The 13278-nt window shown below is 58.8% G+C and carries 9 protein-coding genes; 6 read left to right on the top strand and 3 right to left on the bottom strand.

From position 1 onward, the window contains the following. Window positions 1-10: 10 nt before the first annotated feature. From ACTRWK_RS05540 to ACTRWK_RS05530, 3 genes are read left to right on the top strand one after another with little or no spacing between them, the layout of a single operon-like run. Window positions 11-928 (top strand): glycosyltransferase family 2 protein, encoded by a 918-nt coding sequence (locus ACTRWK_RS05540; protein WP_462843816.1) that lies wholly within the window; start codon window positions 11-13, stop codon window positions 926-928. Window positions 929-955: 27 nt separating this feature from the next. Beyond that, the gene (locus ACTRWK_RS05535; RefSeq protein WP_289081384.1) at window positions 956-2365 is read left to right on the top strand and encodes an oligosaccharide flippase family protein; all 1410 of its coding nucleotides are present in this window, start codon (window positions 956-958) and stop codon (window positions 2363-2365) included. A 57-nt stretch (window positions 2366-2422) separates the two neighbouring features. Continuing rightward, complete coding sequence (locus ACTRWK_RS05530) at window positions 2423-3514, top strand: acyltransferase family protein (RefSeq protein ID WP_289081383.1); 1092 nt, start codon at window positions 2423-2425, stop codon at window positions 3512-3514. Here ACTRWK_RS05530 and ACTRWK_RS05525 read toward each other — a convergent pair. Continuing rightward, window positions 3486-5570: a hypothetical protein gene (locus ACTRWK_RS05525; RefSeq protein WP_462843815.1), complete on the bottom strand. Its 2085-nt coding sequence runs from the start codon at window positions 5568-5570 to the stop codon at window positions 3486-3488. The genes ACTRWK_RS05530 and ACTRWK_RS05525 overlap by 29 nt on opposite strands. A gap of 263 nt (window positions 5571-5833) precedes the next feature. Between ACTRWK_RS05525 and ACTRWK_RS05520 the strand changes: the two genes are divergently transcribed. Together ACTRWK_RS05520 and ACTRWK_RS05515 are read left to right on the top strand one after the other, a co-directional pair. Next, on the top strand, window positions 5834-7042 hold the full coding sequence (locus tag ACTRWK_RS05520) for an O-antigen ligase family protein (RefSeq protein WP_289081381.1): 1209 nt from the start codon (window positions 5834-5836) through the stop codon (window positions 7040-7042). Between the two features lie 122 nt (window positions 7043-7164). Further along, window positions 7165-8916: a type I secretion system permease/ATPase gene (locus ACTRWK_RS05515; protein WP_289081380.1), complete on the top strand. Its 1752-nt coding sequence runs from the start codon at window positions 7165-7167 to the stop codon at window positions 8914-8916. Between the two features lie 84 nt (window positions 8917-9000). Here ACTRWK_RS05515 and ACTRWK_RS05510 read toward each other — a convergent pair whose 3' ends face one another. Continuing rightward, a complete protein-coding gene (locus tag ACTRWK_RS05510) occupies window positions 9001-10479 on the bottom strand; it encodes an ABC transporter substrate-binding protein (protein WP_289081379.1) in 1479 nt (492 codons plus the stop codon). Window positions 10480-10621: 142 nt separating this feature from the next. On the opposite strand from ACTRWK_RS05510, the gene ACTRWK_RS05505 reads away from it, so the two are divergent. Further along, window positions 10622-11893 carry an Hsp70 family protein gene (locus ACTRWK_RS05505; protein ID WP_289081378.1) on the top strand — a complete coding sequence of 424 codons (1272 nt, stop codon included), beginning with the start codon at window positions 10622-10624 and terminating at the stop codon, window positions 11891-11893. Window positions 11894-11898: 5 nt separating this feature from the next. Here ACTRWK_RS05505 and ACTRWK_RS05500 read toward each other — a convergent pair whose 3' ends face one another. Next, window positions 11899-13179: an acetylornithine deacetylase/succinyl-diaminopimelate desuccinylase family protein gene (locus ACTRWK_RS05500; protein WP_180828468.1), complete on the bottom strand. Its 1281-nt coding sequence runs from the start codon at window positions 13177-13179 to the stop codon at window positions 11899-11901. Between the last annotated feature and the right edge of the window lie 99 nt (window positions 13180-13278).

The raw sequence follows: 13278 nt of genomic DNA, 5'->3' as shown, positions 1-13278 counted from the left end.
TTAAGAGGGGATGAACACACCGTCCGCCCCGCCCGGCATCACTGTCGTGATCCCCCATCTCAACCAAGACAACGCCCTTGCGCGTTGTCTTGCCGCGCTGGACGCCGGAACGCGGAAGCCGGTCGAGGTGATCGTCGTCGACAATGGCTCCGCCCGGTCACCGCAAGGAGTTGTTAACGATTACCCATGGGTATCCCTGATCCATCAGCCGATCCCCGGCCCCGGCCCCGCACGTAACCTTGGCGCGGCGCGGGCACAGGGCGATGTGCTTGCCTTTCTCGACGCCGATTGCCTGCCCGACGCGCATTGGCTGGCGCATATTGCCGCGCATATGGCGCGCGATCCCCATATGATCCTTGGCGGTGATGTCCGTATCGAACGTAAAGGGCGCAAGCTGGACCCCGCGACCGCATATCAAGCGATTTTTGCTTATCGGATGGACCGCTACATCGCGCAGCAGGGGTTCACGGGGACGGGCAATCTGATCGTGCATCGCAAGGTGTTCGACGCGGTCGGCCCGTTCAAGGGCCTCCACCATGCCGAGGACCGCGACTGGGGCCAGCGCGCCACCTTTGCCGGATATCGCATAGGCTTCGCCGCCGATCTGGTTGTCTATCACCCGCCGCATACGACGACGGGCCTGCGGCTGAAATGGGACAGGCAGCTTGCCCATGACTGGGCGCGCTGTACCGGCCTTGGCGGCCGGATCCAATGGGCGATAAAGGCGCTGCTGCTTGTTCTGTCACCGCTATGCGCTGTGGCAGAGGTCGCGACCAGCCCCCGCATCAAGGGTGCGCGCAACCGTGTGATGGCGTTGATCGGGCTGACGTCTATCCAGCTTTACCGCACGCGACGGATGTTGTCGCTGCTGCGGGGCCATGACCCCGAACGGCTTTTGCACCGGTGGAACCGCATTGACCTGCCCTGACATCAGATGCGCGACAGGGGGTGGCCCGTGATCCGGTCCTTTGGCTTTCTGCTGTCCGGCAACGCCTGCGCCGCCGCGATCTTGCTGCTGCGAACGGTGGTGGTGTCGCGTCTGATCGGCCTCGAAGATTTCGGGATCGGCACAAGCCTCGTGCTCGCGCTTGCTATGATAGAGATGCTGACCGCGCTTGGCTTTCAACAACAGATCGTCAATGCGCCCAAGGGGGATGATGCGGATTTTCATAGCGCGCTGCATGGTGTGGCGCTGATACGTGGCATGATAGGGGCGGCGGCGCTGTTCCTTCTCGCGCCGCTTCTGGCCCGCTCCTTTGGGGTGGAGCAGCTGACATGGGCTTTTCAGCTGATTTCTGTGGTCCCGCTGATACAGGGGGGGATGCATCTGGACGTCTATCGCCAGACCCGCCACCACAAACATCGCGCCGCAATATGGATCGCGCTGCTGCCGCCGCTGGGGTCGTTGGCCGCGCTGCTGCCCCTATCGCGGATGTTCGATGACTTCCGCATCATGCTTTTTGCCGTGTTGGTGCATATGGCGCTGGGCACGCTCATGTCTCACGCAGTTGCCAAACGCCCTTATCGGCTGCGGTTTGATCGCACCGTTATGGTTCAAAGCATGCGGTTCGGCTGGCCTCTCATGGCAAGCGGCGCGGTGATGTTTCTGGTGTTCAATGGCGAACGCGCCATCGTCGGGCGTCTTCTGGGGCTAGAGGCACTGGCCCTGTTTTCCATGGCCGTCTCGCTAACACTGACCCCGTCGCTGGTCCTGATGCGCAGCACGATGAGCCTGTTTCTGCCCCGCCTGTCAGCCAGCGCCGCGCGCCCGGAATTTCGGGCCCAAGCGATCATCACGATCCAAAGCCATATTGTGCTGGCTGCGGGAATGGTCATGGCAGTCAACCTGCTTGGGGGTTCCTTCGTGCTCCATGTGCTGGGCGACAAATACCGCGCTGTGTTGCCCCTGCTGACGCTCTTGACGGCGGTTCAGGCGTTGCGGGTGGCCAAAGGCGGGTGTGCGATTGTCGCGCTGGGCGAAGGGTATCGCAAGACCGAGCTTTTTACGGATCTGTTGCGCATCGCGTTCCTCCCCCTCGCGGCATGGGGTGTGCTGCAAGGCGCAAGCCTGCCCCATGTGGTGCATATCGCAGGACTGGGCGAAGCCGCGGGGCTGATGATTGCGCTGCTCTGGATGCACCGCGTGCAACGGGTACCGCTCCGGCCATTGGCCCTGCCGCTGATCTGTATGGTCGCGGTATTGGCTTGGGCGGTTTTCACGCAGGACCAGCCGACGGGGGTTCGGGCCGCAGGCTTCGGTCTGTTGCTGGCCGGTCTGGCGATGGTGCTGCCTGACGTCCGCAGACTGATGATTAAGAAAGGAGCATCCGATGGGATGGAGTCCAAGGCGATACAGCACCGTTAAGAAGACTTTGACCGCACAAGAGATATGCCGCGGCCAAAGCAACGGCAGCCGTTCACCATGAAGAGACGCGCCAAGCCGCCCCGCCTGTCCGAGCTTGCCATCGGGCGGGACAACCACTTTAACCTCATTCGCTTTCTGGCGGCGGTGGCGGTGTTGGTCTCTCACGCGTGGCCGCTCGCGCTTGGGCGCGGCACGGTTGAGCCTTTGAAAACAGCGTTTGGCTATTCGCTGGGGGAGCTGGCGGTTTTCGTTTTCTTTGGCCTGTCCGGGTTCTTTATCGCAGGCAGCTACGACCGGCAGGGGTCTGCCTTGTCCTTTGTCACGGCGCGGGCCGCGCGTCTGCTGCCGGGGTTGGCCGTGTCCATCTTGATCGTGGCGCTGATCATGGGGCCGCTGGTCAGCCGGTTAGACGCGGGTACGTACCTGTCGCATCCCGATACGGTGCAGTTTATCGTGCAAAATATACTCTTGTTTAAACCGCAATATACCTTGCCGGGCGTGTTCACGACGAACCCCTACCCCACCGTAGAGGGGTCGATTTGGACGCTCGCGCATGAGGTCGCCTGCTATGCGCTTATCCTGTTCGTCGGCCTTGTCGGGGCCCTGTCCCGCCGGCGGGTGATGGCGGTGCTCTTGGCGCTATACCTGATTGCGTGGGTAGTCGCGCCGTATCTCGGCGACCTCATTCATCCGCGCCTACAGCAAACGCGGCTGCTGTCCTTGCCCTTTGTTTTCGGGGCCTCCTGCTGGATCTGGCGCGATTATATCACCTTGCGGTGGCCCTTCGTCGTTGGGTTGATCGTCCTGACATGGGCCGTGCACGCTACGGTTTTCGCTTTTCCAATGCTTGCACTGGCTGTGACCTACACCAGCCTCTGGGCGGGGTATTGCAAGCTAGACCCCCTGCTGATGTTCAATAGGGTCGGAGACTATTCATACGGAATATATATTTACGCGATGCCGCTGCAGGGGCTGGTGGTTTGGGTGTGGGGGGACATGATGCCAGCGCTGAACATTGCGCTGTCCTTGCCGTTGACGTTGTTTTGCGCGGTATTGTCCTGGCACTGGATTGAACGACCCGCGCTGACCTTCGCGCGGGAGGGGCAGCGCGGGTCTTTGATCACGCGGAGGATAGCACCGCGCCGATAAAGCCGCTATCGCCCAATGTATTTCCCACAAGGTCGCTGCCATAGGGGGCCTGCGCGGGTGATATTTTGGGCAGATCGGACAGTGCGTCGGGGCGGTAGTCACCGCTGCCTGTGTTGCTGCCGGTGTGAGAGCGGTCGTCGACCCAAGGCGCGGCGATATGTGAAACCTCACCGATAGACGGCAGTTCCCCCAGCCACGAGGACGGGCCATAGCCGGGTTCATTACTTGACCCTGCGATTGCGACATTATGCGACCATCCAACCTTGTACCGCGCTGGCCAGTTGCCGGTAAGGGAGGTTTCGCCGGAAAATACATCGCTTTTGATATTGATGCGGTGGAACAGATTGTTCCGAAAAGAGCCCGACTTCGCCACGTTCTCGGTGCCGTCCAGATACAGCAAATTCGCGCGTTCCCCCGCGATGGTATTGTTGTGCACAACGATGTTTTGGGCTGCATTTGTGTCGCTGTCAGCGTTCAATCGCAGCGCCGCATTTGTGGAGCTCGCCCAGCTTTCGACGATGTTCCCTACAAACGCAAAGCCCCGCGCGCCGATCTCGGCGCTTACGGAAACGATTGCATTGGTCGCGCTGCCATTGCTGAATGTGTTCCACCCTAAAAACGTGCCGGTCATGGCAGGCCGGTTGCCAATCGGCGCCCGGAGGGTGAATTCGTCAAGTCCCGAACAGCCGAGCGCCTGATAGGTGATTGTTCCGGCACAGCTTTTGCAGCCGATCGCGGTGACCATGATTGCTTCGGTCGAAAAGGAATTGCCCTGGTGTGGATCTTCGTTGGGCACGACGGAGCAGTTGATTTGTACAAAGCGCCCCACCCGGTAAACCCAAGCGCCGTAGCTGCCGAAACCGTTAGCGTCCCAAAGACAGTTCTTTGTTATCAAAAGATTGCCTGCCGAGTCCGCACCACTGTCCAGAAACACCGTGTTCGCCCCGCCTTTCTGCAAAGTGACATCACAAATCTTGAGGTGCGTTGGTATGCCGTTGAAACGATTGACCCCACCGTCGGTTAAGATCGTGGTATCCCGTTTGGACGGGTCTTCAGCCCTGATACACAAGGGCAGCTGTGCCGAGTGACCAGCAGCCTTGAAAGGCGTTAAGATATGCGCCCCCTCTGCCAGTAAAATCGTGCCACCGCCCGCATCATCCACCCGCCCAAAATGCGCGGCATTAAATTCCTTGATCGCGTTGGCCGCGGCCGCGATTGACGCAAATGGGGCGGCAATGGCATCTGCGCGCGCAGACGCAGCCTGACCCGTCGCATCGTCGCCCGTGGTTCCATCGACTTGGGCATAACATGCCCCATACCCACCGCTCGTGTCGTTCAGCATCCGAAGCGTCGTCAGGTTGGGGGACGGATATTCATCGGCGTCGGCACTGATGGAAAAGGCGTCCCCCACCCATGGGTAGATGGTAGCATCTACAGTCAATAAATCCCCCTGGGCCAAGCCTGATAGATCAACCGTCGCTGCATAATGCGGAACATGGAGCCCCGACGCGTCAAATCCAAGACTGCTTTGCGACGACACAAGCTGCGATGCTTCGTTGCCAAGCGTATCGCGGACGATGAACCGCACCGCCGCGACGGGTTGCCCCTGTTGGGCGTATGCGTGGGCAACTGCCAGCCTTAGTATATGCGCATCATCTTCTATCCTCTCACGGTCATGGTTTAACCACATGGCAATAGGCCGGGGCGCTGGCCTTGTGCTGTGATTGATTGCACCGTTGATAGTATCACCCGCGTAAACAAAGTCTGAACACGCGACGGTCTTGTCAGTAAAATTTGAATGATCCGGGTAGGGCTGCCTGACACGGCTGGTGAGCTGCACAACCGAAGCCCTGCTGACAGCCGTCGCCGCCGTATCAAAACCGCGCCGGTTCACGGTCACATTCCGCGCCTCGGAAGTGGTGGAAAACGACGGTATATCTCGGTGCTCGGCCCGCCAACCATCTGCAAGAATTTCCGTGACGGGCGAAATCTTTAGCGGCAGCGACCCCGCCATCGTTTGCCCCAGTTTCATGCCCAATCCGAGTGTCATCTGCATAGTCCATACCTTGCGATCAGAATTCGTAGGCATCGATACATATCAACCTCGCTGAGCCGTTGCATTCGCAGGGAAAGAGGCGGAGGGCGGGTTAATCTTCACGCAATATTAAATGTTCAGCCCAATGGTGGTGGCACCGCCGATTCTTCTTACGAAAGGACAGATATGATTTGGACGTGAACCATATATACGTGACGGACCAGCACCGCTCTCTCAAGCGCATACGGCTATACCATCAACGGCCCGTATCACGGGTTGTGCTCGTGTATTTCGGGCTCCTGCTGGTGCCCGTCGGCTTCAATTTAGGGTCGGTCTATATGACCGGGACCAAGGCGTTATTAGCAGTGCTGATTATTCCGCTAAGTCTCCGCCTGTTTTGCGGCCACTTCGGGCGTGTTTTGTTGACAGACATTATGTTCTTTATGCATTTTTTCTGGGTTTCGCTGGCCTTGGCGGTCAACAACCCGGTGGAAGCGACCCAGAATGCAGGCTCAATCGGGGTCGAGTTTCTAGGCGGGTATTTGATCGGGCGCGCCTTTATCCGAGACAGACACAGCTTTGCCGCAGTGGTTAAGATCCTCACGGGACTGATCGTGTTATGCTTCCCTTTGGCTTTGATAGAGTCGCAAAGCGGGACATCTGTTCCCATTGAATTGTGGAAGATGACCGGGCTTACGACCCCGGTGGATCTGGCGATTGATCGCCGCATGGGACTGGAGCGGGTGCAACTTTCGTTCGAGCATCCAATTCACTGGGGCTTGTTTTGTACAATCGCGACGTCCCTGTACTTTATCGGACTGGCGGGACGGCACAGCTTGGGTTTGCGGTCCGTGGTTATGACGGTGATTTGCGCCAGCTGCTTTCTATCGCTGTCCAGCGGCGCGCTGCTGGCGGCAATCGTGCAGATAGGGCTGATATTCTGGAGTTTCCTATGTCGCAGGATCGGGCGACGATGGCTAATCCTCTCAACCTGTTTTGTTACTTTTTACGTCGTGATTGATTTGCTTTCCAATCGAACCCCGATCCAAGTTTTCATGAGCTATGCGACATTTTCTGCCGAAAGCGCCTATTGGCGGTCTGCTATTTTCCAATGGGGCATGACCAATGTCTGGAGCGCGCCTGTATTTGGACTTGGGCTAAACGATTGGCTCAGGCCGGTTTGGATGCACACCTCGAGTATCGACAATTTTTGGCTATTTATCGCGATGCGTTTCGGATTGCCGGCGTTTACTTTTTTGACAGTCGGCTATGGCTATGCGCTCTGGCGTGTGGGGCGCAAAGATTTCACCATGGATCGGACCCTAGCGGCGCTACGGCTAGGCTGGATACTCTGCTTTACCGGGCTCACCCTCACGCTGTCGACGGTGCACATTTGGGGCAGCATCTATGGTTTCGTATTCTTCATATTTGGCGCAGGACTGTGGATGGTGGATGCGAAGCCGCGATCCCCGCGGAATGAAACTACAATTTGAAATATTGATCCTTTTCGGGTTTGCAAATTTTTCCACTTTGTAAAGGAAATCACCCTACCACAGAAGTCAGGCTGCAAGGGGATGTCGGCCATGACGACTGATTGGTTTGGGGGAAGTGCAACGTGCAGACGCACAACATCTATGCCGCCGCGTTGCGATCACAGCTTGGGGGGATTGTGCTGCTTTTTGTGGTCAGTGGGTTGATCAACATCCTGCTGCTCACAGGATCGATTTACATGATCCAGATATATGACCGCGTTTTGCCTAGCGGGTCAGCGGTCACGCTGATGGGGCTCTTCGGGATTGTACTGCTTCTCTATTGTTTCTTCGGGCTTTTTGATCTGATCCGGCAACGGCTTTTGGCCCGTCTTTCGGTGCGTTTGGACCTGGCACTTGGGGCTGAGTGTTTCGCGGCTTGGGTCAGCAATGATGAAAAGAACAACGTACCGGCAAGCGCACAGGAGCCCCTGCAACAACTGGGGCACCTTAGACGTCTGCTGTCTAGTCCCGCGTTCATAAGTGTCTGTGATATGCCGTTTGTGCCGATCTTTTTGTTGGCCCTATACATCATTCATCCTTGGTTGGGGGCGATGGTTCTGGGCGGCGTGGCGTTGGCTTGTGCCGTGATGGCAACGGGCCGCTATTTGACGCGCAACACGATCAGCATCTCGGCAAATCAGGATCATATCCTCGCTGATATGTCCTATCACAGTCGCCGTCTGGCGGAGCCGCTGCGCGCCATGCGTATGCAAGTTGATCTTGCCACATATTGGCGCGGGCTTCAGCGCAGCAGTCTGGCGTGGCACCAGCGCCTGCATGCCCCGCCGGATGCGCTGGCATCATTCAGCAAATCGTTCCGCCTGATGTTGCAGTCCTCGATCCTGACAGTCGGGGCCATATTGGTCATTCAGGGCCAAATCTCGGCGGGGATGATTATGGCCGCTTCGATCTTGGCGGGGCGCGTTCTGGCCCCTATCGACCAGATGATCAGCGGCTGGCAGGGGATTGCATCCGGTTGGTCCGCGCACCGCCATCTGCACCGCCATTTTTCACAGAATATCCCGGCACGCGAGGGGGTTGCATTGCCTGAACCAAAGGGCCGGATTTCTTTCACCGCTGTTTCCCACGGGATCGAGGGGCGGGCGGAAAACGGGCTGAAGGATGTCTCTTTTGACCTGTCTCCGGGGGATGGGCTGTGCGTGCTCGGCGGGCCAAATGCGGGCAAAAGCATATTGGCAAAACTGGCCGTTGGCGTTGCGGCTCCTACAACCGGTGAGGTTCGGTTTGATGCCGTTAATCTGGCCCGATGGCCTTCCGCGCAGATTGGCCCTGCGATCGGCTATTTGCCCGATACCATTGATCTTCTGCCCGCGACGATTTTCGATAATATTTCCAGATTTCGCCCCGATACCACGGATGCGCAGGTGATCGCCGCTGCGAAGCTGGCCCGTGTACACCACGCCATTATGGCTCTTCCGGATGGGTATATGAGTGTTGTGAGCGGGGGTGGGGGATCCTCGTTAACCCAAGGGCAGATACAGCAGATCGGGCTGGCGCGGGCGTTGGTCTGCAATCCGGCGCTGGTTGTGATGGATGATCCGCTGCGGTCGCTTTTCAGCTGTCCCGATGCTGAACAGATCGTGGCAGAGGTCGCACGCCATATGCGGGATCGGGGTAGCACGGTGGTGATCACGGCGCGCCAGCCCTGTGTAATTTCGGCGTTGAACAAAGTGCTAATATTGTCCGAGGGGCGGATAAGGCAGTTCGGCTTGACCAGTGATATCTTCGGGTGCGCTTTCCCTACGCGGGTGGCGGCGAAGGTTCAGACGCTGCAGATCTTGAGCAATGGCACAACACGGGCAAGCGGGGGGTAACCTTATGGAATAGAAAAATGGTATAAAAAAGGGGCATTGCGCACGACCCAAGCCCCCCTTCTATCGCTTTCTTCAAATGTCGCCCTATTCGGACCAAGAAACACCGGTAAGGTCGACAGCCTGCGTCGGGGCATTGCGCCAAAGGCCGGTCAGACCTGCCTTTGCAACGGACAGTGACGCCAGCTGGAACAGGAAACCGTTGACGTGATCTTGGGCGATCATGGTCTGTGCCTCGCCCAGCAACGCGTTGCGTGCTTCCGGGTCGGTTGTTGTGTTCAGCTTGGTCATCAAAGTCTGAAAATCAGGGTTGTCATATTGGAAATAGTAATCAGGGTTGGCGTAGATGCCGATATCCATCGGTTCGGTATGACTTACGATTGTCATGCCGAAGTTCTTTCCCTTGAACACCGTCTCAAGCCATTGGGCCCATTCGACATTGTTGATCTTGGCGGTGATACCAACCTCGGCCAGCTGCGCGGCGATGATCTCTCCGCCGCGGCGGGCGTAGGAGGGGGGCGGCAGGTCCAGCGTGGTCTCGAACCCGTCGGCAAAGCCGGCTTCGGCCAGCAACGCCTTGGATTTTTCGATGTCATGCAGGCTCAGCGCGGTTTGATCGACATAGGCTGGGTTATGGGGCGCGAAATGCGTACCGATGGGCGTGCCGTATCCGAACATCGCACCGTCAATAATGGCTTGACGATCAATGGCATGGGCGACGGCGGCGCGCACCTTGGGGTCATCAAACGGCGGCTGTTTGTTGTTCATCGCCAGAATAGTTTCGCCCTCGGTAGAACCGACAAGCACTTGAAACCGCGGGTCCGCTTCGAATTGCGGCAGGTTCTCGGGCGCGGGGAAGCCGGCGAACACATCAACATCTTCGGCCATCATCGACGCGAAAGCGGCGGTCGGGTCAGAGATGAATTTGAACGTGGCGATATCCAGCGCGGCCGGGGTCCCCCAGTAGTTCGGGTTCTTCTCGATGCGGATATTGTCGCCCTGGGTCCAGCTGGTGAATTTGAACGCGCCGGTGCCGATGGGCAGTTGCTTGATATTGTCGATGCTTTCGGGTGCCACGATCACCGCGTCGCCCCATGCGAGGTTGAACAACAGGTTGCCGTCCGGCTCTGACAGTTTGATTTCGACGGTCGACGGGTCGACGACTGTCACCTCCGAGATCGCGCCGAACAGCGCCTTTTGAGCGTTTGCGCTGTCTTCGGCATTGATCCGGTCAAGCGAGAATTTGACGTCGGCGGCATCCATCGTCGTTCCGTCGTGAAAGGTCACGCCGCTTTGCAGTTTGAACGTATAGGTCAGGCCATCGTCAGAGATTTCCCACGATTGCGCCAGCCCGGGCACGACCGATCCGTCGCCCATAAAGCGGGTCAGCCCTTCGAAAACGTTGGAATAGAGCACCTGATCAATGGCCCCCGCCGCAGCGCTAGTCGGATCCAGATGCGGTGGCTCAAGCTGCATCGCGACGGTGATGTCGTTTTTCGCGGCGACGCCGGTGGCCATCAGCGCGGCAGCGCAGGTGCCTAGAATACGTTTGCGAAGATGGGCCATGGGTGTCTCCTGTTGGCAATAAGGAAAATGTTAACCAGTTCTGTCAGGTTTGACCAGCGTCGGGATGCTGTCGCAATTATCGGTTGTACCCAGCCTGTGCGCGGTTTATGCGCCGTTTTTTGAGGTTTTGAAGGGGCGCGCCATGGCTGCGATGTCACCCACTTTGGGTATCGATTTCGGAACGTCCAACTCTGCCGTGGGGTATGCAGTAGACGGTGTGCCGCATTTGATTTCCGTCGAGGCGGAGCAGAACACGCTGCCGACCGCGCTATTTTTCGATAATGAGGAAAAGCGGATCATCTATGGTCGCGGTGCCCAAGAGGCGCTGATCGGCGGGGAGGACGGGCGCTATATGCGTGCGCTCAAAAGTCTGCTGGGCACGCCCTTGATGCGCGAAAGTCGGGTTCTGTTGGGCAAACGCATGGATTTCATCGCCATCGTGGCGCGCTTTCTGGCGGAGCTGAAGACGAAGGCAGAGCGCGCCACCGGCCAGCAGTTTGATCGGGCGCTGTCAGGGCGACCTGTGATGTTCCACAGTGCCGATCCGGCGCGGGACGCGCAGGCGTTGGTGGATTTGACCGAATGCTATCTGCAAGCCGGGTTCAAGCAGGTCCGCTTTATGCCCGAACCCGAGGCTGCGGCCCTGGCCAATCGTGCCGTGCTTGAACCCGGCGATCTGGGGCTGATCGTCGATATCGGGGGCGGTACGTCTGACTTTACCCTTTTCCGGCAGGAAGGTGACGCGGGTATTCATATCCTCGCCAGCAAAGGGGTGCGCATTGGCGGGACCGACTTTGACCGCGAGCTGAGCCTTCAGCATGTGATGCCGCATCTGGGGATGGGCAGCCAGATCAAACATGTGTTCGGTGATGAAACCCACGCCGCCCCTCATGCGGTGTTTGCCGATTTGGCGACGTGGCAGAAAATCCCGTTCCTTTACACCCGCGAACAGCGTCGCGCGGTCGAGGATCTGGCGAAATACGCGGTAGAGCCGAAGCTGCTGAACCGACTGCAACATGTGTTGGAGGATGAGCTGGGCCACGATATGGCCTTCGCGGTAGAGGCCGGCAAGATCGCGGCGAATGACCCCGATGCCAGCGCCCCGCCGCAGATCGACCTCAAGATCGTGGAGCGCGGGCTGACGGTCCCACTGCCACCGGCGATGATGGCGGCGAGTTTGGCGCAGATGGCAGCGGAGATCGCGCAGGTTGCGACCGATCTGACGGCGCAGGCAGAGGTAAAACCCGACGCCGTGACCAAGCTGATCTTTGTCGGCGGGTCCAGCCTGATGGGCGTGATCGACCGCGCCATGCGCGATGCATTTCCGCAGGCCGAACTGCACCGCGGGGCCGCGATGACCGCGATCGTCGACGGTCTGGCAATCGCCGCGCCACACGCCTTTGCTGACGGCTGAGGGCCTTAGTCTTTCGGAAGCAACAGCGTCTCCAGCGCGGCGCCCATCACGCAGGCACTGTCGACCATATCGTCGATGCCGATATATTCATCCGGCTTATGCGCCAGCTCTAGCAGGCCGGGGCCATAGGCGATGCAATTCTTGAGCTTGCCGATCCGGTCGATGTGTTTCTGGTCGTATGACCCGGGGGAGGCGACGTATTCAGGGGCCTTGCCCATGATATCCTCGATCGCATGGGCGACGGTTTGCACGACCGGCGCATCGCGGTCGGTCATCGACGGCAGGACCGAATTCAGCTCTGTCAGCTCGTAGTCGAAATCGACCCGCGTTTCGCGCAGACCTTCCAGCAGGGCGCGCACTTCGCCGCGCACCTGATCCAGCGGTTCTTCCAGCAAAAAGCGCCGGTCAATGGTGATGCGGCAGCTGTCTGGCACGCAATGGGCCGGTAGCCCGTCGAAATCCGGGTCGTTTTCCTTTTGCCCACCGTGGATCGAATTGATGTTCATCGTTGAACTGCGCGCCCCTTCGGGGACCACGGGCATGTCTGTGTGACGGGCGGCCATGGCGGGGAACAGCTTGTTTTCGAACTCAGAGAGCACTGCGCCCATGTGGCGCACGGCGCAATCGCCCAGAAACGGCATGGAGCCATGGGCGATCTCGCCCTTGGTTTCGATCTCGGCCCACCAGCCGCCCCGGTGCCCCAGACAGATACGGTCTTTTTGTAGCGGTTCGGGGATGATCACATGTTGCACGCGGTCCGGGTTGAAATGACCGTGCTCGGCCAGATAGGCGACACCGCCGTAGCCGCCGGATTCCTCGTCCGCTGTGCCCGAGATTTCGATTGCGCCGCTGAAATCGGGGTGCTGTTCGATAAAGGTCTCGGCCGCGATGATAGAGGCCGCCAGCCCGCCTTTCATATCGCAGGTGCCGCGCCCGTAAATCTTGCCGTCCGAGATTTCGGCCCCGAATGGATCAAACGTCCAGCCGGCCCCGACCTCGACCACATCGGTGTGGCTGTTGAAGTGGACACATTCGCCCGCCCTGCGCCCTTCGCGGCGGGCGATGATGTTCCAACGGGGGTATTTCTCGCTATCGCCGGGGGTACCAAAGGCGCGGATCAGCTGCGTCTCGAACCCGTGCTTGCGCAGGCGGGTATCAAGGTATTCGCAGATCAGCCGATAGTCCTGACCCGGCGGGTTAAGCGTCGGGATGCGGATCAGATCTTGGGTCAGCGCGATCAGATCGTCACGCTTGGCGATAATGGCGGTAGAGAGAGTGCTTGTCATACCGCCATGTTTGAACGGGCGTTCATATATGGCAAGCGAAGTCTGCAGTTGCCCCGTCGGATTCGAGTTTATTTTGCAAAATGAAGCCGCAACCGGGCA

It is taken from the genome of Sulfitobacter sp. G5_S2_6_S6, assembly GCF_054968505.1.
Note: the sequence above shows the minus strand (reverse complement) of the source record. Positions and strands in the feature narration are given on the sequence as shown.